This is a genomic window from Lentibacter algarum (assembly GCF_040580765.1).
Lineage (GTDB): Bacteria > Pseudomonadota > Alphaproteobacteria > Rhodobacterales > Rhodobacteraceae > Lentibacter > Lentibacter algarum.
On the sequence record NZ_CP158687.1, the window covers coordinates 291683 to 313386 of the forward strand.

A 21704-nucleotide genomic window follows, 5' to 3' on the forward strand; every position below is an offset into this window, starting at 1 on the left:
ATTTAGAGAAAGAAGAGGACGACATGAGCGCGACGATTATTGACGGGAAGGCCTTTGCGGGCACAGTGCGCGAGAAGGTCGCGGGGCATGTGAGCCGCCTCAAGGAAGAGCATGGGATTACGCCAGGGCTTGCTGTTGTGTTGGTCGGCGAGGACCCTGCGAGCCAAGTTTATGTGCGCTCCAAGGGCAAGATGACTGTCGAAGTGGGCATGAAGTCTGTCGAGCATAAGCTTGATGTGGAGACGCCTGAGGCGGAGCTTCTGGCATTGATTGACCAGCTCAACAATGATCCTGAAATCCACGGTATTCTGGTACAATTGCCGCTGCCCAAGCACTTGAACGAAGACCTTGTGATCAACTCGATTGACCCTGCCAAGGATGTGGACGGGTTTCATATCTCTAATGTTGGATTGCTTGGCACGGGGCAAAAGAGCATGGTGCCTTGCACGCCGCTTGGCTGCCTTATGATGCTGCGCGACCATCATGGCTCTTTGAGCGGGATGGATGCTGTTGTGATTGGGCGTTCAAATATTGTTGGCAAGCCTATGGCGCAGCTTCTGCTGGGCGATAGCTGCACGGTGACGATTGCGCATTCACGTACAAAAGATCTGGCCGATGTCGTGCGCCGCGCGGATATCGTGGTGGCGGCTGTCGGGCGGCCTGAGATGGTCCCGGGGGACTGGATCAAGGAGGGTGCGACCGTGATTGATGTGGGGATCAACCGTATCGAGCGGGATGGCAAGAACAAGCTTGTCGGCGATGTGGACTTTGACAGCTGCGCGGCTCGTGCTGGGGCGATCACGCCTGTGCCTGGCGGTGTTGGGCCAATGACGATTGCTTGCCTGCTGGCCAATACTGTGACCGCCTGTTGCCGTGCCAACGGGCTTGCGGAGCCTGAAGGGCTGACGGCTTAAGACTCTGAAAATTATAGAATTTTAGGGCGCGATGGCGAAGGCTGGAGCGCCCTTTTTTGTTTGGTTTCTGATCGTTTAGTTTACGATGTCTTCTTCTTTGACGAACATGTTGGCCCATGCGCGGTCAATCAGGCTGGGTGACATCTTGTAGGGAATGCCCTCAAAGTCGCAGATGGCGCGCATCTGGTCGATGAGAAAGCCGGGCTGATAATTTGCGTAGATGTTGTCGATCGTGGGGTATTTGACCTTGAGCAGGTGCACCAAGGCGGCCTCATCGAGCTCCATTTTCTTGGAGCGGGCGACCATGGCGAAAATCTTGAGGAAGTTTTCCTGATCGGGGCCGTCGATCTTGATTTTGAAAAAGATACGGCGGAGCGCAGCTTGGTCAAAAATCTTGTTGGGGTGGAAGTTCGTTGAGAAGATCACGAGGGTATCGAAAGGCACCTCGAATTTCTCCCCCGATTGCAGCGCGAGGATATCTTTGCTCTCTTCGAGCGGAACGATCCAGCGGTTGATCAGGGCTTGGGGCGGTTCTTTTTGGCGGCCCAAATCGTCGACGATAAAGATGCCGCCAGTGGACTTGAGCTGAAGCGGCGCTTGGTAGGTGCGCGCTGTGGGATTGTAGACCAGATCAAGCATATCAAGGGAGAGTTCGCCCCCTGTGATCACTGTGGGGCGGTCGCATTTGACATAGCGTGTGTCAAAGGTCACGCGGCGGCGCAGGGAGGTGGGATCATCCTCTTCCTCATCGACGGCGGCGTGCACGATAGGGTCATAGACCGTGATCACCTGACCTGCGTATTCGATAGCGCGGGGGACATAGACTTTGTCGCCCATTGCGTCGCGAATGCCGTTTGAGATTGAGGATTTGCCGTTGCCTGGAGGGCCATACATCAAGATCGAGCGACCTGCGGAGACGGCTGGGCCGAGATGATCAAGAAGCTCGTTTGGCAAGATCAGGTGGCCCATCGCGCTTGTGAGTTGTTCTCGTGTGACCTGAATATTACGGATCGACTGGCGCTTGATCTGTTCGCGGTAGACGGCGAGCGGAACGGGCATGGCGCCGAAGTATTCAGACTGAGACAGCGCATCAAGTGTGCGCGATTTGCCTCCGTCGGTGAGCTGATAGCCCATCTCACCGCCTGCGCTTGCGTTGAGTGTGCCAGTGGCCTCGACGAGCTTTTGCTCTCGGGCCATGTCGATCAGTTCCTGCGTCACTTGACGGGGGAGGCAGATGGCGCGGGCCAGCTCGCTCACCTCGTTGATGTTTTTGCGAAACATTGTCTTGAGAGCAATGTCACGCATCATCACGTGGGGAAGCTGCATATCATCCAGCGTTTTGGGCGGGGGGGGAGCCATGACGGCTGTAGCTTGCATATTCATGTGACGCCTCAGTCTACTCGTTAACATGGGCCAGTCTTGTGCCAGCCTTTTGAACCGAGTTTAGCGGCCCTTGGCCCAAGCCCCAAACAAAAACCGTGCAAAGGCCAATATGGCCCCATAAAGTGCATAAAAAATGAAGAGGTTGTGATGCAGAACGCACAGGCAGGCCGTGTTTTGGGGCTGATTGCGGGGGTTTTCGGGGGGATTGTTGTCTTGGCAGCCCTGCGCGGCGGGTTTGATTTTGCCAAGCACGAAACCGATATGCTGCATCTTGTTGATCTTGTCTTGCGCCTTGAGGGCGGGGCAAAGCTTCATGAAGACGTGATGACGCCCTTGGGGCTTTGGGGGCTTTTGCCTTTTGTGGTGCTCAAAGAGGCGGGGCTTGGTCTTGGAGCTGCTCTTAAATGGGGGCAGATTTTAGTGGCAGGGCTGCTCCTGCTCCCGACAGTTTGGGTCGCTGTGAGCCGCTTTCGCACCGTGCCATTGGCTCTGGCGTTTGGGGCTGTGGTGCTCTTTTTGGCGGCGGGGATGGTGTATGGCGGCGATGATGTGAAGCTGTCGCTGTCAATGCATTACAATCGCTGGGCTTGGGCGGTTGTATTCTTGCCTCTTGCTTTGGTGATCTTGCCTGCGGAACGCGAAAATGCTCTGGCGGACGGGGCCGTGATTGGCGCGGCGATGGCGGCTCTGGTTTTGATCAAGGCGACCTATTTTGTGGCCTTTGCACCTGCTGTGGTCCTTGGACTTTTGCTGCGCCGTCAGGGGCGGGTGATTGTGATATCTGCGGCTGTTGGCCTTGGACTTTTGGGGCTGCAAACGCTCGTTTCCGGTTTTGGCTTTTGGCAGGCGTATCTCGCCGATCTGCTTGCTGTTGCGCGCTCGCCTGTGCGGCCTGCGCCGGGACAAGGCTGGGCGCAAGTGATGTTGTCGCCCGCATATGCGGCGGGGACATTGCTGGCCGTTGGCTCGGTGCTCTGGCTGCGCGGACGGCTCAAAGACGAGCCTGCAGGGCTGATCCTTGCGGTTCTGCTGCCAGGGGCGATTTATGTGTCTTATCAGAACTTTGGAAACGACCCTCTTTGGCTTCTTTTGTGGGGGCTCGTGCTCTTTGTGTTGGCGCAGGGGCAGGAAAAAAGGCGCAGCCTCGGTCTGATGGGTGCGCTCGCACTGGCGTTTGTGGCGGCGCCAACGATCAATATTGCGATGAGCCCTTTGCGGCATATCTTGCAGCCGCAGGCGGCGTTTGAGCCTTTGATGGCGCGTCACCCTGATCTGCGTGGCGTGAGCGTTCGGTTTGAGCGGCCATTGGGGACTTATGCTTTAGACGCCGAGGACCGTGTCTGTACGCTTGCGGGCGGCTCTGTAGCACATATGCGCGCCATGGCGGCACGGCTTGAGAGCGCAGGGCTTGGTGGACAGCCCACCTATGTGGCGGGGCTTTTTAACACGCTCTGGCTCTATGGCGACTTTGAGCCGCTGACAGACGGTGCGCCTTGGTATTATGGAGGTTTGCCCGGGATCGAGAACGCGCGGCTCTTTGTGCTGCCTGAGTGCAGCTTTAAACCCGAATTTAAGGCGCTTGTGATGGAGGAAATTGCGGCTCGCGGGATCGTGCTTGAACCAATCTATCAAGACGACCTGCTCGCGGCGTTTCGGGTTCAGCTTCCGAAGTAAGTGCCCATGGCGATATAGAGCGCGAGGGTGCCGCCAAGACTGAGGCCCATCGGGAAGTCAGACCCGACGTTCCAGCTTTTCCAGTCTGGCGCGAGGTTGCGCAGCTTGGTGTGTTTGGCGAGGCGATGTGTGACAAAGGCGGCAAGGAGATTGGCCGCATAGAGCGCCATAAGAATGCGCAGATCACCCAAGGCGATAAAGGGCGCGGCGGCGGCGGCAAACTTTGCATCGCCCGCGCCCATTGCGCCTGTGGCGTTGAGCACGATACCCACCAGAAGCACAACGACGAGCTGCGCCAGCCGCCAGAGATAGTCAGGCCATGGCATGACGAAGAGGCCAAGCAGAACGAAAACCAGCGCGAGGGCGATCACGGCTTTGTTGGGGATTTTCATGGCCCGTAGATCGTTCCACGCGGCCCAGATACAGATGGGCAGCACGAATGGCAGAAAGAGCCATGCCGCGAAGGATGTCTGCTCCATCATCGGCTTTAGTTGCTGACGTTGCTGTCAAGCGCACGCAGGGAGCGCACCGCTGCTTCAAAGTGCTGCGGATGTGTGTTGATGGCTTCTTGGAGGAGGCCTTTGCCTGTCTCGACATCGCCTTGCTTGATGGCCGATAGGCCAAGAGTGTGCAAAAGCTGGGCGCGTTCGACCTGAGACATCGGGATGACGGGCAGATTATAATCGCGCTGAGCGCCACGGGCCAGAACCATGTTGTTTTTGGCTGTGAAGAGCGAGCTGTCTTGGCGGATGGCGTCAGCGAACAGGCGTTCGGCTTCTTTGAAGTCACCACGGCTGAGCTTGGAATAGCCCCAGTTGTTCAAGACGCCTGCGGGACGGGTTGTGAGGCCCACGGCTGTTTCGTAAAAGCTGTCTGCTTTTTTCCATTCTTTGTTGCTGTCGGCCACCATAGCTTCAAGGCGGTAGCGCTTGAAGGTTTCATAAGTCGGGGGGACAGCATCAAGCGTGGCTTCGGCTTTGGGCCAGTCACCTGCGCGGAGAAGGGCATCGGCGTAATCGACACGGTCTTCATCGGTTGCGCCGTCTAGTTTCATCAGGCGCTCATAGACGGGAACGGCCTCTGTCGGACGTTTGGCGCGGATCAGAGACTGACCAAGACCACGGTGAAGATCGGCGCGATCGGGGTTTTCGGCGACGGTGCGCTTGAAATAGTTGACCGCTTCATTGGGGTCGGCGACCGTGAGCATTATGTCACTCAGGTTGCTTTCATCGACTACATTTACGTCTTGAAATGCGCGGTTGACCTCTTGGTCACCTGACTTCTGGCAGCCAGCAAGCGTGGCTATGCCCAGAAAGCACATGGAAATTACTCGAAAATGGCGCATTTGCCTGCGTCCTTTTACTGCCTCGGCCTCGTCATGGTATCGATCGTATCAGAAAGTCGCTGCTTCCGCGCCGTACCAATTTATATTTTTGCTCTTCGTTGCTCTCTGTATAGTCGGAATTCTCCGATTTTGCGAGTGCTAAGCGTAGATTATCGCGAATTGAGTCACTTTGGCCATCATCGAGTGCATAGGCCTGCTGAAATATTTGCGCGGCTTCGGCAAATTCGCCACGCTCCATCAGGATCACTCCTAAATTGTTCCAGGCTTCGGGAACGGCATCGTCTTCTTCAATAGCGCGGCGCAAGAGCTTCTCGGCCTGCCCGAGCCGCCCGAGACCGATATTGGCGGAACCCAGTGCACTCAGCACATCGACTGTCATACCTTGCGCGGCTGCGGCGCGGGTAAAGGCGCGTAGGGCGAGCTCGTATTCGCCCGCGTCCATGAGGCGGTGACCAACAAGCAAGCCATCCACGGCCTCAACGCCAGCCTTGCGGCCCGGCGCGTAGGGGCTGTCTTTGGATGCGCCAAGGCCGCCTGTTGAACAAGCGGCCAAAGCGAAGAGAAGAGGGGTGGCCAGTAAAAGCTCGAACCGGCGGTGTGTCATGAAAACCCTACATGTTGCCCAACTGCGTGATGCCGTGAACCGAGGGCCCGACCAGAATGATCAGGAGCGGCGGCACCGTCAGCATCATTGTGGCAAGTGTCATCTTGGTTGGCAACTTGTTCGCGGCTTCTTCGGCACGCATCACGCGTTTATCGCGCATTTCGGCAGAATATACGCGCAACGCATCAGACATCGGCGTACCGAAGGCCTGAGACTGGTTCATCACCGTCACGAAGCTTGAGATATCTTGTGACCCGCAACGCTCGGACATGTCGTTGAGAACAGTTGATTTGTCTTTGCCTGCTTTCATTTCGTTGGCGACGATGTCAAGTTCGTCGGCCAGATCGGCGCAAGAGGGGCGCACTTCTTTACCGACGCGGATGATCGATTGTTCCATAGACTGACCTGCCTCGACGCAGACGAGCATCATATCAAGTGCGTCGGGGAAGCCGTTGGTCAAGGCTTCTTGACGCGTTTGCATGCGTTTGGTGACCCAATATTTGGGGAACATGTAGCCTAAGGCACCTGGTCCAAGGATATAAAGGATGGTTTGCTGCATGGTGGTTTGTTCGCCTTGCACGAACATCACAAAATACGCCACGCCGAGCACAAGGAGGCCGATGCCGCCCGCGAACTGGGCAAAGTGGAAGTAGCGCACGGAGTCTTTTCCGCGGTAGCCCGCCTGCATGAGCTTGAGCTTCATGCCAGCCAGTTCATCTTCGTCTTGAGGCTCGAGGAAGTTTGCGTATCGCTCCAGCTTTTCGTTGTGCTGGGCGGTGCGCAGTTTTTCTTTCACTTCGCGAGCGTTTGATGGCAGACGCGTGTCCCGCTTGAGCCGCTCCAGTGGATCGCGCTTTTCGGCCATGATCATCGAGATGGCGATCAGAACGAGGAAGAGCCCCAGAAGGCCCACTGCGATGAGCGGGCCAAACGGGCCTAGAGCCCCTGTGAGTGTATCGATCAGCTGGTCCATGTCTGGCTCCTAAACCTTGATGTTTGTCAGCATGCGCATGACAAAGAGGTTAAGCGTGAGGAAGGCGGCCACAAAAATACAGGCCGGAATAAAGTAGGGGTGGTCCATAACCTCGTCATAATAGTCAGGCTTTGACACGTTGATCACGATCAGAGCGACAATGGGGAAGGACGAGAGGAACTTGCCCGACCATTGCGCCTCGGCGGTGATCGCTTTTACACGACGGAAGAGGCGGAAGCGGGCGCGGATCACTTGCGCAAGACCAGCCAGAATTTCGGCCAAGTTACCGCCTGATTGCTGCTGGATCGTTATGGCAACCGCCAGGAAGCGCAAATCCTGAAGGCCAATGCGCTCGGCCATATCCTTGAGCGCTTCACCCACATCGCGGCCATAGGCGCTTTCATCGGCGATGATGCCAAACTCTGTGGCGAGCGGGTCTTTGATTTCTTTGGACACGATTTGCACGGCAGAAGAAAACGGGTGACCCACACGCAGGGAGCGCACCATGAGCTCGACGGCGTCAGGGAGTTGTTCTTCGATCATCGAGATGCGCTTTTTGGCTTTGGAATTGACCCAGAAGAAGATCCCGCCGATGCCCATAATGGGCGCAATTGCGGCGCGGATTGCTAGGGTTGTGTCGGTTGCCAGTGTCAGGCCGAGAAAGGCGACAACGGAAACACCACCCATGAGCATAATCAACTGAATGGGCGTGAAGGCCAGTGCGGCTTTCTGGGCTTTGGACGCCAAAAGCGAATAGAGCGGAATGCCCATCGACTTTTTGTGCTGGTTCATCTCCTTGCGGAGTTTGTCCATCACATCGGCGCGCTTGTTGCCCTTCTGGATCATCTCGAGGCGGCGGTTCACTCGGCTGTTGAGCGAGATCGAGCGGCCAAAGAGCGTCAGATAGATGCCTTCGACGAGCACGAGCACGCCGATAAAGATCAGACCGTAAATCAGGGGTTCTGCGCTGATGGCCATGGGGCTTACTCCGCTGCGACTGGTTCAAAGAGGGTTGCGGGCAGATCATAGCCCCAGAGGCGGAAGCGCTCGGAGAAGTGCGAGCGAACGCCTGTGGCTGTAAAGTGACCGATGATTTTGTTGTCGGGTGTGAGGCCGACACGCTGGAAGCGGAAGATTTCCTGCATCGAAATAACGTCGCCTTCCATGCCGGTGATCTCGGTGATCGAAGTCATGCGGCGGGAGCCGTCTTGCAAGCGTGAGGCCTGCACGATCAGGTTGACCGCCGAGGAAATCTGGCTGCGTACGGCCTTGAGCGGCATTTCGATCCCGGCCATGGCGACCATGTTTTCCAGACGCGAGATACCATCGCGCGGGTTGTTAGCGTGGATCGTTGTCATGGAGCCGTCGTGGCCTGTGTTCATAGCTTGAAGCATGTCGATAACTTCTTCACCGCGCGTTTCGCCCACGATGATGCGGTCGGGGCGCATCCGAAGGGCGTTTTTTAGGCAGTCGCGGGGGGAGACTTCGCCTTTGCCTTCCACGTTGGGTGGTCGGCTTTCCATACGGCCCACGTGGGTCTGCTGAAGCTGAAGTTCGGCTGTGTCTTCGATTGTCAGGATGCGTTCGTCATCGGCGATGAAACTTGAAAGCGCATTGAGCGTGGTTGTTTTACCTGAGCCTGTCCCGCCTGAGACGATCACGTTGAGGCGGGTTGAGACGGCGGCCTGAAGATAGGCGGCCATCTCTTCAGAAAAGGCTCCGAAGTTCACCAGTTCGTCGATGCCAAGTTTGTCTTTTTTGAATTTACGAATGGAGACGAGCGAGCCGTCAACCGCGATGGGCGGAACCATCGCGTTAAACCGTGAGCCGTCTTGCAAGCGCGCATCAACGTAGGGATTGCTTTCATCGACGCGTCGGCCCACGGCGGAAACAATCTTGTCGATGATCCGCATCAGGTGCTTTTCGTCTTTGAAAGTCACATCCGAGAGCGTCAGCTTACCGTTGCGTTCCACGAAAATCTGCTTTGGGCCGTTTACGAGAATGTCGTTTACCGTGTCGTCTTGCAGAAGGGTTTCGAGCGGGCCGAGACCTTTGACTTCATCAAAGAGTTCTTTGTTGAGCGTGTTTCGGTCATCGCGGTTGAGCACGACGTTTTTGCCAGCGAGCACCTCATCGGTGATGGCGTTGATTTCGGCGCGCAGATCACTTTCTGTTGCGGTGTCGAGCGCGGCCAGATTGAGGCTGTCGAGAAGCTCGCGGTGAAGCTCAAGTTTGAGCTCGCCAATGCGCTCGCGGCGCTTGGCTTCTTTATCAATGGGTGCGGCCTGTGCAGGCGTGCCTGATGTGGGGCGGCGCAGGCTTGTTTTGACTTCTGGGGCAGGTGCGGCGGCTGCTGGAGCCGGCGCATTGGCCGTTGCTTTTTGGGGGAGGGCCGTAACGCTGGCACCTTTGGCGGCAGCAGCGGGGCTGTCTTTTTTGTAGCGTGAAAACATTGTAGCGCCCCTTTATGCAGCTTTGGCTTCAGACTGGCCGAGCGCGTGAAGCTCGCTGGCCAGTTTGGCGATTTCTTTGCGCAGCGGATTTTTTGCGGCAGAGCTGGCGAGGGGCAAACCGTGATCTGCACCCTGTGTGACGGGCTTGCCGCCATCCGAAAGGACCACTTCGATCTTGATGTCGAGGCTGTCGGCCATGCGCTTTATACGCGATTTGCCGTTGAGGTCGGTGAACTTTGGTCCGCGGTTGAGTACATAACGCAGCTTGTCGGCGGGAAGATCCTCGGCTTGAAGCGCGCGCACGAGGCGGAGTGTGTTTTGAGCCGAGCGCATATCAAGCTCAAGCGTGGCGAAATAGACCGCCGCTTTGCGCAGGACCGCCTCGGACCATTGTACAAGGGTCTTGGGCATATCAACGATCACGTAATCAAAGTGTGTTGCGGCCATATCAAGCACGCGGGTCACATCGTCTGATGTGATCAGGTCAAGCGGGATCATATCGGACGGGGACGTGAACACGCTGAGGCGGTCTTCAAAGCCCACCAGTGCGTATTTGAACATTTCGTCGTCCATGCTTTCGGTGTCTGTCCAGAGCTCAAAAACGGGCTCAAGGCGGGGCAAATCCAAATAGGTAGCAATTGAACCAAACTGCAGATCGAGATCGATCAGGCAGACTTTGGGCGGATTTTTCTTATCCACTGTGGCCAGTTCCCACGCGAGGTTGACGGCAAGAGTTGTGGCCCCTGTTCCGCCTGCAAGGCCGTGGGTTGCTATGATGACGCCTTCTTTTTTGCCAGGCCCAGCTGCGACGGGGGCTGCTGCCACTGAGACAGGGGCAGCTGGTGCAGGTGCGGGCGTATTGAGGCGCTCGATGGCGGCGTGAAGCTCGCCTTCGGGAAGGGGATAGGGAACAAATTCATCGGCACCGTCGCGCAAGAGCTGGTGCAGCGCAGTGGGCGTCACATCTTCGGCGATGAGGACGACATTGATGCCCTTGGATTTGGCGGATTTTATGATCTCGCTGAGGAATACAGTTTTGTCTTCGTCCTCGGCATCAAGCGCCATAGCGATAAATTCAAGCGCCTTTGCTTCGGGCTGTTCAAAGAAATGACGGGCTTCTGCGAATCCGATATCGCCCCAAGCCTCACCGAGGGCGCTCTCCATGTCTTCGATAAGAAGATCGAAGTTTTGAACATCACGACTCACCGTGACGGCCTTGAGCGGGGGGAGCTCTTGGAGTGTTTTATCCGAATGCGTCATTGCCTCATTCCTCATATATGAGCGTTCAGGCGGGCTTTTTGCACCGATTATCCTGCCGCTCGGCGCCTTGCTCTACGCAAGACACACAACTGCTTTTGAGGGAATATTGCTTTAGACTGGGGCAGAATTGGGGCCAAAACCCTGCATTTCTGCGATTTGTTTCCGAGATTGGGGGAATGTTTCGAGGCTTGTGCCTCTGGGCAAAAGGCAGAGCTGGGGGCTGCTCTGCCTTGAGATTTTATTATTCGGTTGTGGCCAGATCGCTGCCAGTAATGCCTGTCAGCTCGGTCTTGGCTCCAGCACCTGTCACGTAGTCGCGATAGATAATTTGAGCGTATTTGCCATCCAGAACCGACTGATGCGCGCGCACAAAACCTGACACTTCGGTCACGGCGCGGCGATTGCGCCGTTCGCGGCCTTCGGTGGCAACGAGTGGCTGCGTTTCGCCAAGCGATGAGACAGCCTCGAGGCGGTCACGGCTGATGCCCTGTGTCGACAGGAAGGCAACGACCGCTTTGGCGCGGCGTAGACCAAGGGTTTTATTGTAGCCGTTTGACCCAGGTGCGTCGGCGTGGCCGAAGACACGGAACGTGATTTCGGGGAACTGACGGATCCAGTTGGCTTGCTCGCGCAGCGCGTCTTGTGCGCCAGCGTCAAGCTGCGAGGAATTGAAGGCGAAGTGAACTGTTGTGATCACTTCGGCTGCAAATCTGTTTGCTAAATCAATGGCATAGGACTTTTCGCCTGACATGATCTGAGTATTGTTCATGGTTGCGTTGCCGAAGTCCTGACCGCCCAGAAGCACACCAGCTTCGCTTTCAAAGCGCATCATGGCTGGGTTGTTTGAGCAGGCGGTCAGCGCGGTGCAGGCCGCCAGAGCGACCAATGCGTTTCGCGTTATTCGTTTTTTCATAAACCCCACCATGTCCCTTACTCCATCACATAACCATAAGAGCCGTTGAAGTCTTGTTTTGCAACCTCGCCGACAACACCGCCTTGTTCACCCGTAGTGGCAACGCGGCCGTGCAAGAACAAGTCTTTCTCGGACGGTGGGCGCACACGGTCTGTTGGAAGCGCGAGGGCTTCGCCGCGGGTGGGTGTGACAAGGTGGGCTGTGATGATAATCACAAGTTCAGACTGTTGGCGGTTGTAATCGGCGCTACGGAAGAGCGCACCGAGGATCGGCAAGTCACCGAGCCAAGGCACTTGGCCTGCACTGTCGCGGAAGTCATCTTGCAGAAGACCTGCGATTGCGAAGCTTTCACCATCGCGCAGCTCGACTGTTGTTTTGGTTTCGCGGCGCTTGAAGGCATCTACAGTGAAGTTGTTGAACGTTGCGCCATTGTTCGGGTCAATCGATGATACTGCCGCTTCCAGCTCGAGGTTGATGAGATCGCCATCCACCACGCGGGGGATAAAGTTCAGCTCGACACCGAAGGGCTTGTATTCGACGGTGACAGAGCCGCTGTCTTGGGCCACAGGAATTGGGTATTCGCCACCCGCGAGGAACTTGGCCTCTTGGCCTGAAAGTGCCGTTAGGTTTGGCTCGGCCAATGTGCGCACGACGCCTTTTGTCTCGAGAGCTTCGAGTAGGACACCGACTTGGACGGAGCCTGCATTGAAACCAAATAGCATAGCGCCGTTGTTTTCATTGATGCTGGGCACTGCGCCACCAAGGGCTGTCGTGATACCGCCTGAGTTGTTTGTTGTGTTGGTACCGCCGTTGAGGCCAAGATTGCCGCCTGCGGCGCTGCCATTGAGTGCCAAAGATGCGCTAAGCGATTTGGACACTGTGCGCTGCATTTCGGCAAAACGTACTTTCAGCATCACTTGCTGGATGCCGCCGACAACCATCAGGTTTGAGACCCGCTCGGGCGCGTAGCGCTCCGCTAGGTCAAGAGCGCGTTGGAGACGCGCCGCGGAAGAAACAGTACCGGAGAGGACAATGCCATCATTGGCGGTGCGCACTTCGATTGTCTCGCCGGGAAGAATTTGGCGCAGACGCTCTTTGAATTCGGAGATGTCAGAGGCGACGCGCACATCAACGTTGGTGATGAGGCGGCCATTGGCATCAAGAAGGGTAAGTGTGGTCAGGCCAGGAGCCTTGCCGAGCACGTATATAGTGCGATCTGACAGTGACGAGATGTCTGCAATGGCTGGGTTTGCGATGCTCAGCTCTGCGAAGGGCTGATCACTTTCGACCACGACGGCGCGGTTCATCGGGACTTCAAGCGTACTTGATGTGCCACGTTTTACCACGCGCAGGGACTCTGCCACGCTAATATTTGGAACTGTCGCAAATGCTAACGCAAAGCTTGCGACGGTTGCTTTTAGAATTCTGCTCAATTTCATTGTGACCTGCCTCTCTGATCACATTATTTTATGGGCTTTTTGCCCTTTATTATCGCGACCATGCTTTAGTTTGGTTTTTTTTGCAAGAATCAAAGGTTTCAAGGAGTTTGTTTATGTTGATCTAGTGCAACAGACCCTCAGTACACCCATGATACTAAGATGGGGCCCTGCCAGCGCTGGACCCCATGATGATGTGTTTTTGAGTATATCTACCACATTAGTTTGTGCATGGGATCTCGATTTCAACGACTTCCGCGCCGCGGCGTGTACGGATGGTACAGACCTCTTTTTCTTGAATGGCTTGCGGTGTTTCCGCTTCCACCAGTCCGAGAAGGGCGTTTTGGTCTACTTCGATCACCTCATCTGTGCGGGCATCGCCAGAGCCGACAAGCGCCAGCGAGAGCTGACCTGTTGACTGTGCTTGCGCAAGTGATGCGACTTGTTGGGCGGACGCTGCGACTGTCACTGTACGGGCAATGCCTGACTTTTCGACTTCCTCATTTGCAGATTGGTCGATCGCAATCAGTGGGAGGCTGGACTGGATCAGCTTTGTGACTTCGGCGTTGCGCTGGTTGCTTTGGACACGGCCTGTCCAATAAACATCTACTGAGTGGCCAGGACGTAGGAAACCTGAGACGCCTGAGGATACGTTGACTTCGATTGTGAAGGCGCGTTCACCTGGCTTGAGCAGGGATGTGAGGCCTGCTGGTTCGCCTGCTGTTGTGAGTTTGACAGCGAGAATGGCTTCACCTGGCTCGATCGAGCGGAGCACAGAGCGGGGCTTGTCAAAGCCTTGTGGGAATAGCTCAGCCGGAACTGTGAAAGCGCCTCCTGGTACGGAGTTGCGCGGCCATTGAACAAGGCGCACATCTTCGGCGGCGAGGGTGTCACCATATTTGACTGACTTTTTGGAAACGAAAATTTCGACCAGATCGACTGCGCCATTCTTTGCTTCTGCCTCTGCAAGAGCGCTGCGCGTGTTATCAATGTAGTCTTTCGCCATGTACACAGCAAAGCCCGCAAGAGCGATGCCTGCAATGAGTACCAATCCGAAAACGGCTCGCATGATGTATTCCTCAAATTTGTTATGGCGTGGGCTAAAGACCCCGCCTTGGCATTGCTCTAGCTTGTGAATGTGGCGAGAAGGTGGTGGGGCTGCGGTGATATCGTGAAAACGAAGCTGGGCTTTTGAGTGCTGTGCGTCGTTTTGATAAAACAAAACCGCCGGAGGCTCCGACGGTTGGTTTGATTTGGCGGTGGGCGAAAGGCTCTGGCTTTAAAACTCGCCTGGCTCTTGAGATCCCATGTAGTTTGATGTGCCCTCTGCCAAGTCTGATGTGCCTTGGCGCATCATTCCATAACCTGCGGCCAATAGGCCAACAACGGCGGCTGTGAGAACAACCCAGTCCACTGTGACGGCTCCGTCTTCACGTGTGAAGAAGCGTTTGAACTTTGACAACATGCGCCGGACCTTTCGGGGAGAATGGAGTTTGGAAGAAGGAAGTCGCGCCACCCTGATAGGCGGCGCGACAGCTCAAGTCAGCTTAGTTGAAGCTGCCTGGGTTTTGTGAACCCATGTATGTGTTTGTGCGTGATGTCAGGTCTGACGCACCAGTCTGGATTGAAGAGTAAGCTGCAACTGCGAGGCCAACTACGGCTGCTGTCAGAACAACCCAGTCAACTGTTACGGCGCCGTCTTCGTCTTTGCGGAAGTTTTTGATAAATTTCATCATGGTATGTCCCTCCAAAGGATCATTTAGGTTTACATTACCTTGTCGGTTGTTTGATGCGCCGCTCTCTCTCTTTGGCTCATCACCGTCTCGGTATGGGCAGATATAGCCAGTTGAAAGCGGCAGGAATTGGGCACGATTTGAGCAATTTTAGTGCTTTTAAAAGAATCTAAGCCCTATTTGATTAAGTGTATGATTTTAATCATTTAAATGATTTAACTTTTCTCTAAAATCAGCAGCATTTCCTTCGGGAAGGGCAATTTTAGCGCAAATTTTATGTGAAAATACCTGCGAGGCTGGCCGAAATCGAAAGATTCTGCGATAGTTTGCGAAAGTAACAGGCAGAGCAGAACGCAAAAATGCGGGCCCTATATGTAATGAGTCTTGTCGCACTTGTAAGTGCGCTCCCTGTGTTGGCTGATGAGCCAGCGCAGTTTCGCGAATTCACCTTCAAAAAGGTGAAGCCGCCGAAGGCTGGTTCGAAGAACAGGATCAATATTCAAATCGAAGCCGCCGATCTTGAGCGCCAGCGCGGCAAGAGCAGCAGCCTTGTACAGCCAGCGGCGCCCAAGCTTGCCGAGCCCAAAGTGGCGAACGTGCCGCCCCCAACGCAAAAGACAGGCGCGTACGCGTGGTTTTGGGACAAGATTTCTCCACACATGGATGAGAGTGCGCCGGGGCGGCTTGCGCCCGCACTTGTCAGTGTAAGCAATGGGCCTGGCGGTAAGACAGTGAGCACACCGAGGCTTGAGACCTTGCGCGGGATTGTTGAGACCCGGGGCGCTGATATCTTGAAGGCGACAATCGGAACGGAAGTGTCGCCTGCGCTTGTACTGGCCGTGATCGCGATTGAGAGTGGAGGACGGGTTGACGCTGTGAGCAGCGCTGGTGCGCAAGGCTTGATGCAGCTTATGCCTGTTACTGCGGAGCGCTTTGGCGTGGCGGATGCGCTTCAACCTGCCGAGAATATAAAAGGCGGTGTCGCCTATCTTGATGTGCTGATGAAGCAGTTTGACCGTGACCCTATTCTTGTGCTGGCAAGTTACAACGCGGGGGAAAATGCTGTTAAGCGCGCAGGCGGTGTGCCTGACTACGCCGAAACGCGAGACTATGTGCCCAAGGTCCTTGCCGCGTTTAAAACAGCGAAGGGGCTTTGCCTCACGCCACCCGAGCTGGCGAGTGATGGCTGTGTCTTTAACTTCAAGATGGCGAAAGCGGATTGATGGGTTTGACTGTTTTTGCGCTGAAGGGTGGTTTGCTGCGCACGAGCCCGAGGCTTGAGTACTTTTGGGGCGCTTTGGGCGTAAATCCAAAAGCGGCTCTGGCCAGTCTGTTGACCCAGAAAAAGCCAGAAGATGTGAGCTTGCGCGTAGATCTGCTGCCGCTCAACGAAGATGTGCTTTCACAGATTGAGGCACTGAAGTCGGCCGATAAGGCTGTAGCGCTTTCGACACGGGATTACCCCGAGCTTGCGACCGCGCTGGCGGCACAGCTTGGAATTGCGCTGAGTGAGGCCAAAGGCGAGACGCGGCCCCAGAGCTGGAACGTACGAGCTTTGCTCAAGGCGATCAGGCCCCATCAATGGGTGAAGAACATTCTGTTGCTTATGCCGCTTTTGGCGGCGCATCGGTTTGACAGCGGATCACTGCTGCTGGCACTGCTCGGCATCGTGGCTTTTTCGGCGGCAGCTTCTTCTATATATGTTGTGAACGATCTTGTGGACTTAGAGGCCGACCGCCTGCACCCCAAGAAATGCAAGCGCCCTTTTGCCAGCGGAACTGTACCTCTTACTGTCGGAATGCTTACGGGGCTTGTGCTTGTGAGCGTGGCGCTGGGCGTGGGCGCATACCTTGGGCCTAAGTTTCTGGCGATTACGCTGCTCTATGTTTTTGTGTCGGTCGCTTATTCTATGCGGCTCAAGAGGATGCGCTGGGTCGATATTATTTTGCTCGCCTCTCTCTATTCTGTGCGCGTGGTGGCAGGCGCGGCCGCGGCGGGTGTGGCGGTTTCGGGGGCGATGCTGTTTTTCATCTTCCCTGTTTTTCTCACACTCGGCGCGGTGAAGCGGCTCACCGAGCTCACATTGGCGACAAACGACGAGCGTTTGCCAGGACGCGGCTATGGGCGACCTGATCGGGGCAAGCTTCTCAACTTTGCTGTTGTGAGCATGATCTCTGCGCTGCTGATCTTTTTTATATATTCACAGAGTGCGCAGGCGATGGCACTTTATCCTGATCGCTGGTTTCTCTGGCTGGCCATTCTGCCGCTGGCGGCTTGGCTCTTCCGGATGGTACGGCTTGGCTATTATGGCAAGCAGGATTATGATCCGATTGTCTTCGCCTTGAGCGACAAGCGCGGGATCGGTTTGATCCTTATCACGCTGTCGCTGATGTTTTATGCGGCAGGGCTTTGGGCGCAGTGGTTTGGCTTTTGAGCCACCTTAGATCGACATTTTCTTAAAGATTGGCTCGGGGATTGTGCGGATCACGAACATGACCAGCTGCCAGATACCTGCCGTGTAGACAATATTGCGCTTCTTGCTGAGGCCCTTAAGGATGTCGTCGGCCACGCCTTCGGATGTTGTCATGAAGGGTTGTTTGCCAAGGCCCCATGTCATGGCGGTATCGACTGGGCCGGGCTTCACTGTCATCACATGAGCGCCTGAGCGACCCAAGCGGTTGCGCAGGCCTGACAGATAGGTCGCAAAGCCCGCTTTGGCCGCGCCGTAGACGTAGTTGCCAAGGCGGCCGCGGTCGCCCGCGACGGAGCCGACGCCGACGATTGTTCCGCCGCCGCGCTCTTCCATGAGGGGAGCGAGCCTTTGCAGGAAAGTTGCTGGCCCTGTAAAACTGTCGGCGATCACGCCTTCGATGAGCGATGGATCCATGTCAATCGCGCTCTGATCGGGCATGGAGCCGAGGAAAACAGCGCAGGAGAGCTGGCCTTCTTGGCCGCTGGCGTGGGCGAGGATCGGTTTGAATGTCGTGGCGTTGCGCGCATCAATCGGGAAGCTGGCGACTGTGCTTGCGCCGCGCGCGGAACAATCGGCGGCGAGGCGAATGAGGTCGTCTTTGTCGCGGCCCGTCAGGATGAGGGCATGGCCCTGCTCGGACAGGCGGCGGATGAAGGCACGAGCCATAGAGGAGCTTGCGCCGAGGATGATCCATGTGTCTTTGCGTGGCTCTGTCATGTCAGATGCTCCTCAGGCCTAGGCGGCGGGTCAGATCGGTTTCAAACTTGTGCTCGGGGTCGGCCTTGTTGACCTCTTCCGCCCATATGGCCCAATTGGGATACATGGCTTTGGCCTCGGCTTCGGTGGCAAGGCTGTCCTTGGCGAAATAGATACGGCCGCCTGCTTCCAGAGTCGCAGCATTGAGCTTTTTGATCAGCTTGCGCGCCTTGTCGCTTTCGCGAAAATCGACGGCCAGCGTGTAGCCTTGCATCGGAAATGACATCATGCCAGCGGCATCAGTACCGAGGCGTTTGAGCACGGCGAGGGGCGAGGCGAGGCCGCTTTCTGCGATCATCTCGACCATGGCGCGCAGTTCTGGGAGCCTGTCATCAGGCAGAACACATTGGAACTGGTGAAAGCCGCTTTTGCCATAGAGCCTGTTCCAGTTGTGGATTTTATCGAGCGGGAAGAAGAACTCTTCGAGCGGCTTTATACGGGTCTGGCCGCCGTCGCGGATGCGCAGGTAATAGGCTTTGTTGAAGCCCGAAACCATGGCTTTGGACAGGGTGAAGCGGGGGAAGTTGAACGGCACGGATTTGCTCCCGCCTTTGGGCGCGCTTTGCGGGCGAACGGCCGTGGAGCGGGCCTCTTCGACAATACCGCGGCCAAGGTTTTTGCCTTTGGCGGTGCAATCGAGCCAGCCGACAGTGTAGCGGGCCTGCGAGCTGGAGAGCAGGGCGATGTGCTCCTCCCAGTTTTCAGCGCGTTGCTCGGTAACTTCCATGCCCTCGCCTTCACAGCGCGACATCTGGAGCGTGGCGGAGGCGATGATGCCTGTCTGGCCGAGGCCACCGACTGTGGCCTTAAACAGAGCGGCGTTGCGCTTGGGGGTGATGGTCTTGGGCTTGCCTGCGACCATGAGTTTGATTGCGGTGACATGGTTGCCAAAGCTGCCATCAACGTGGTGGTTCTTGCCGTGCACGTCCATGGCGATACAGCCGCCGATGGTGGCGAAGCCTGTTCCCGGCATAACCGTTGGCATCCAGCCGAGGGGGGCGAAGAGGCGGGCCAGCTCGCCCACAGGAACGCCGGCTTCGGCCTCGACAAGACCAGTGGTGGCGTCAAAGCTCAGGATGCGGTCAAGCCGTGTCATATCGACGGCTGCACCTGTGCTGTTGAGGCAAGCATCACCATAGGAGCGCCGCGCGCCAATGGCGGGATGTGCATAGAGCTCGGCCAGAGCGGCGGCACGCTCGGGGCGGGCAAGCTCGCCTTCGGCGGAGAGCGCGCGGCCCCAGCCTGTGTAGGATTGGGTGTTCCAGAGCATTAGGTGGCTCCTTTTGCATTAGATTTTGCCTCGGCATAGGGGAAGATACCAAGGCCGATGAGAATGGCGAACCAGAGGGTGGTCAGGCGGATGACGGCTGTTGCGGGCAGGGCAACTTCAAGCGGGATACCCTCGAGGAGAAGCAGGCCGACCATGGCGGCCTCTGCGCCTCCGATGCCGCCTGGTGCCCCTGTGAGCCCGCCTGCAAGCGTTGAGAAGACAAATATCAGTACGGCGAGCCAGAAGGAAATATTGGCGTCCATCCACGTGAGCAGAAGCCAGAAGGCGTAGCCCTCGGCGAGCCAGCCTATGAGGCCCAGAATGGTGGCAAGCGTGAGGATATCGGCGCGGGAAAAGGCCTTGAGTGATCGCGCGGCGCGGCGGACGCGTGCCATGAGGCGGGGGAACAGGCCTGTGCTGTGATAAAAGAGGCCTGCGCTAACCGAGAGGAGCGCGGGGCGTGTGACGAGAACTGCACCCGCGAAAGCAAGCAGCGTTACAGGAATGGCAAAGCGGATCATCGCGCCTGAAAAGAGCAGGCCGACGGCGAGAATGAGAGCCATGGCAGCCAAGTCAGAGGCGCGATCAACGAGCACGAGGGGGGCTGTGCGTTCAAAGCTCCAACCTGTTTCGCGCTTGATCCAGCGCATGCGGATCAGCTCTCCCACACGGCCCGGCGTGACGGACATGGCGAAGCCACCAAGAAAATGACGGACGTTCTGGGCAAGATGCGTTCCAATGCCGAGGCAGCGGGTGAAAGCGTGCCACCGGACGGCGCGAAAGAGGTAATTGACGAGGGAGAGTGCCAGAAGGATGCTGACCTCGAGAAGCGAGAGCTTTCGTAACTGTGTCAGGGTTTCGTCCCAGCCTGTTGCCGCTGCCAGCGAGGCAAGACCTGTGAGGACAAGCACAAAAAGACCGCTCAAAAGCGCATAGTCGCGCCAGCGATGAAAGCCCGTGCTCTTGGGCGCTACTGGAAAGTCACTGCTCATTGTCATTGCCCGAAGGTATAGGGGCAAAATAGGGCAATTTTATGGATTTGTCGCTAAGTTTGGCCAAGAAAAAAGCGGGCCTCAAAGGAGGCCCGCTTTCTATCATGATGCTGGTCGGTTTAGACCAGTGTTGCCTGCGTCGCGGCGCGCATTTCTTCTTCGGTCACACCATCAGCAAGTTCGACGATCTTGAGGCCGCCTTCAACGACATCAAGCACACCGAGATTGGAGATGATGCGGTCAACAACGGCCTTGCCTGTGAGCGGCAGGGTGCATTCCTTGAGGACTTTGCTTTCGCCATGTTTGTTAGTGTGGTCCATGACCACAACCACACGGCCCACGCCAGCCACGAGGTCCATGGCGCCGCCCATGCCTTTGACGAGTTTGCCAGGGATCATCCAGTTTGCCAGATCGCCGTTCTCGGCGACTTCCATTGCGCCCAAGATCGCCATTGCGATTTTGCCGCCGCGGATCATGCCAAAGCTCTGTGCGCTGTCAAAATAGGCTGTCTGGGGCAGCTCTGTGATGGTCTGCTTGCCCGCGTTGATCAGATCTGGGTCTTCTTCGCCTTCGATAGGGAAAGGGCCCATGCCAAGCATGCCGTTTTCGGACTGGAGCGTCACTTCAACACCCTCGGGGATATAGTTGCTCACGAGCGTCGGAATACCGATGCCGAGGTTTACATACCAGCCGTCTTGCAGCTCGAGTGCGGCGCGTGCCGCCATTTGATTGCGATCCCACATATTATGCGCTCCGTACTGTGCGTTGCTCGATGCGTTTCTCGTGATCGCCTTGGATGATGCGGTGCACGTAGATGCCGGGCAGGTGAATGTGATCAGGGTCGAGCGAGCCAGTCGGCACGATTTCCTCGACTTCAACGACGCAGATTTTGCCTGACATAGCGGCAGGCGGGTTAAAGTTGCGCGCAGTTTTGCGGAAGACGAGGTTGCCTGTGGCGTCGGCTTTCCACGCTTTCACAACAGCGAGGTCCGCGAAAAGGCCAGTTTCGAGGATATAGGTCTCGTCTTCGCCATTGGGCCCTGTCGGGAAATCTTTGTGCTCTTTGCCATCGGCGATCACTGTGCCGACACCTGTCTTGGTGAAGAAGCCCGGGATGCCGCATCCACCAGAGCGCAGGCGCTCGGCCAATGTTCCTTGGGGGTTGAACTCAAGTTCAAGCTCGCCAGAGAGATATTGGCGCATGAACTCCGCATTTTCACCAACGTAGGATGAAATCATTTTCTTCACTTGCTTGGTCTGAAGCAAAATGCCGATGCCAAAGTCATCAACGCCTGCGTTGTTTGAGGCAAAGGTGAGGTCTTTGGTGCCAGCGTCTTTGATCGCTTGCAACAAAAGCTCTGGCAGGCCGCAAAGACCGAAGCCGCCCGAGGCGATGAACATGCCATCAAAGAGAAGGCCGTCCAGCGCTTCGGCGGCTGATCCGTAGACTTTTTTCATGGGAGAACTCCTGAGGGAAATGGTTGGCCGAGTTTTGGCGTGCGGGCGCAAAGGAGTCAATCACGGC

22 protein-coding genes are annotated in these 21704 nt (G+C 56.5%); 4 read left to right on the forward strand and 18 right to left on the reverse strand.

Translation table 11 applies throughout. The features are described 5' to 3' along the window. Positions 1-23: 23 nt before the first annotated feature. A complete protein-coding gene (gene folD, locus DSM117340_RS01345) occupies positions 24-914 on the forward strand; it encodes a bifunctional methylenetetrahydrofolate dehydrogenase/methenyltetrahydrofolate cyclohydrolase FolD (protein ID WP_089887242.1) in 891 nt (296 codons plus the stop codon). 75 nt (positions 915-989) lie between these two features. Here folD and DSM117340_RS01350 read toward each other — a convergent pair whose 3' ends face one another. Continuing rightward, positions 990-2297: an ATPase gene (locus DSM117340_RS01350; protein ID WP_089887244.1), complete on the reverse strand. Its 1308-nt coding sequence runs from the start codon at positions 2295-2297 to the stop codon at positions 990-992. 147 nt (positions 2298-2444) lie between these two features. Between DSM117340_RS01350 and DSM117340_RS01355 the strand changes: the two genes are divergently transcribed. Then, positions 2445-3971 carry a hypothetical protein gene (locus tag DSM117340_RS01355; protein ID WP_089887246.1) on the forward strand — a complete coding sequence of 509 codons (1527 nt, stop codon included), beginning with the start codon at positions 2445-2447 and terminating at the stop codon, positions 3969-3971. Here DSM117340_RS01355 and DSM117340_RS01360 read toward each other — a convergent pair. The 12 genes from DSM117340_RS01360 to DSM117340_RS01415 all read right to left on the reverse strand — a co-directional run bounded on the left by DSM117340_RS01360 (position 3956) and on the right by DSM117340_RS01415 (position 14691). After that, positions 3956-4453, reverse strand: coding sequence for a prepilin peptidase (locus tag DSM117340_RS01360; RefSeq protein WP_245724333.1), 498 nt, complete (start codon positions 4451-4453; stop codon positions 3956-3958). The genes DSM117340_RS01355 and DSM117340_RS01360 overlap by 16 nt on opposite strands. Before the next feature lie 5 nt (positions 4454-4458). Next, positions 4459-5316 (reverse strand): tetratricopeptide repeat protein, encoded by an 858-nt coding sequence (locus DSM117340_RS01365; protein ID WP_089887250.1) that lies wholly within the window; start codon positions 5314-5316, stop codon positions 4459-4461. 31 nt (positions 5317-5347) lie between these two features. Continuing rightward, positions 5348-5920, reverse strand: coding sequence for a tetratricopeptide repeat protein (locus DSM117340_RS01370; protein WP_089887251.1), 573 nt, complete (start codon positions 5918-5920; stop codon positions 5348-5350). A 7-nt stretch (positions 5921-5927) separates the two neighbouring features. Then, the gene (locus tag DSM117340_RS01375; protein ID WP_089887253.1) at positions 5928-6893 is read right to left on the reverse strand and encodes a type II secretion system F family protein; all 966 of its coding nucleotides are present in this window, start codon (positions 6891-6893) and stop codon (positions 5928-5930) included. Positions 6894-6902: 9 nt separating this feature from the next. Beyond that, positions 6903-7871, reverse strand: a complete 969-nt coding sequence (locus DSM117340_RS01380) for a type II secretion system F family protein (RefSeq protein ID WP_354689836.1) — start codon at positions 7869-7871, stop codon at positions 6903-6905. 5 nt (positions 7872-7876) lie between these two features. Next, positions 7877-9346, reverse strand: a complete 1470-nt coding sequence (locus DSM117340_RS01385) for a CpaF family protein (protein ID WP_089887255.1) — start codon at positions 9344-9346, stop codon at positions 7877-7879. Between the two features lie 12 nt (positions 9347-9358). Further along, positions 9359-10606, reverse strand: a complete 1248-nt coding sequence (locus DSM117340_RS01390) for an AAA family ATPase (RefSeq protein ID WP_089887256.1) — start codon at positions 10604-10606, stop codon at positions 9359-9361. Between the two features lie 241 nt (positions 10607-10847). After that, positions 10848-11519 (reverse strand): OmpA family protein, encoded by a 672-nt coding sequence (locus DSM117340_RS01395; RefSeq protein ID WP_089888865.1) that lies wholly within the window; start codon positions 11517-11519, stop codon positions 10848-10850. A 17-nt stretch (positions 11520-11536) separates the two neighbouring features. Then, positions 11537-12958 carry a type II and III secretion system protein family protein gene (locus DSM117340_RS01400; protein ID WP_089887258.1) on the reverse strand — a complete coding sequence of 474 codons (1422 nt, stop codon included), beginning with the start codon at positions 12956-12958 and terminating at the stop codon, positions 11537-11539. Positions 12959-13175: 217 nt separating this feature from the next. Continuing rightward, positions 13176-14024: a Flp pilus assembly protein CpaB gene (gene cpaB, locus DSM117340_RS01405; protein ID WP_089887259.1), complete on the reverse strand. Its 849-nt coding sequence runs from the start codon at positions 14022-14024 to the stop codon at positions 13176-13178. Between the two features lie 210 nt (positions 14025-14234). Next, entirely contained in the window at positions 14235-14420 is a 186-nt protein-coding gene (locus DSM117340_RS01410) for a hypothetical protein (protein WP_089887261.1), read from the reverse strand. 82 nt (positions 14421-14502) lie between these two features. Beyond that, positions 14503-14691, reverse strand: coding sequence for a hypothetical protein (locus DSM117340_RS01415; protein ID WP_089887262.1), 189 nt, complete (start codon positions 14689-14691; stop codon positions 14503-14505). A 374-nt stretch (positions 14692-15065) separates the two neighbouring features. On the opposite strand from DSM117340_RS01415, the gene DSM117340_RS01420 reads away from it, so the two are divergent. Beyond that, a complete protein-coding gene (locus tag DSM117340_RS01420; RefSeq protein WP_245724334.1) occupies positions 15066-15911 on the forward strand; it encodes a lytic transglycosylase domain-containing protein in 846 nt (281 codons plus the stop codon). After that, on the forward strand, positions 15911-17122 hold the full coding sequence (locus tag DSM117340_RS01425; RefSeq protein WP_271437337.1) for a UbiA family prenyltransferase: 1212 nt from the start codon (positions 15911-15913) through the stop codon (positions 17120-17122). The genes DSM117340_RS01420 and DSM117340_RS01425 overlap by 1 nt, the downstream gene beginning before the upstream one ends. 6 nt (positions 17123-17128) lie before the next feature. On the opposite strand, the gene DSM117340_RS01430 is transcribed toward DSM117340_RS01425, so the two are convergent. The 5 genes from DSM117340_RS01430 to DSM117340_RS01450 all read right to left on the reverse strand — a co-directional run bounded on the left by DSM117340_RS01430 (position 17129) and on the right by DSM117340_RS01450 (position 21637). Then, positions 17129-17878, reverse strand: a complete 750-nt coding sequence (locus DSM117340_RS01430) for an SDR family NAD(P)-dependent oxidoreductase (protein WP_089887266.1) — start codon at positions 17876-17878, stop codon at positions 17129-17131. A 1-nt stretch (position 17879) separates the two neighbouring features. After that, entirely contained in the window at positions 17880-19187 is a 1308-nt protein-coding gene (locus tag DSM117340_RS01435; RefSeq protein WP_271437338.1) for an FAD-binding oxidoreductase, read from the reverse strand. After that, a complete protein-coding gene (locus tag DSM117340_RS01440; protein ID WP_245724335.1) occupies positions 19187-20179 on the reverse strand; it encodes a lysylphosphatidylglycerol synthase transmembrane domain-containing protein in 993 nt (330 codons plus the stop codon). The genes DSM117340_RS01435 and DSM117340_RS01440 overlap by 1 nt, the downstream gene beginning before the upstream one ends. 119 nt (positions 20180-20298) lie before the next feature. Continuing rightward, the gene (locus DSM117340_RS01445; protein ID WP_089887270.1) at positions 20299-20922 is read right to left on the reverse strand and encodes a 3-oxoacid CoA-transferase subunit B; all 624 of its coding nucleotides are present in this window, start codon (positions 20920-20922) and stop codon (positions 20299-20301) included. Between the two features lies 1 nt (position 20923). After that, on the reverse strand, positions 20924-21637 hold the full coding sequence (locus tag DSM117340_RS01450; RefSeq protein WP_089887271.1) for a CoA transferase subunit A: 714 nt from the start codon (positions 21635-21637) through the stop codon (positions 20924-20926). Positions 21638-21704 lie beyond the last annotated feature (67 nt).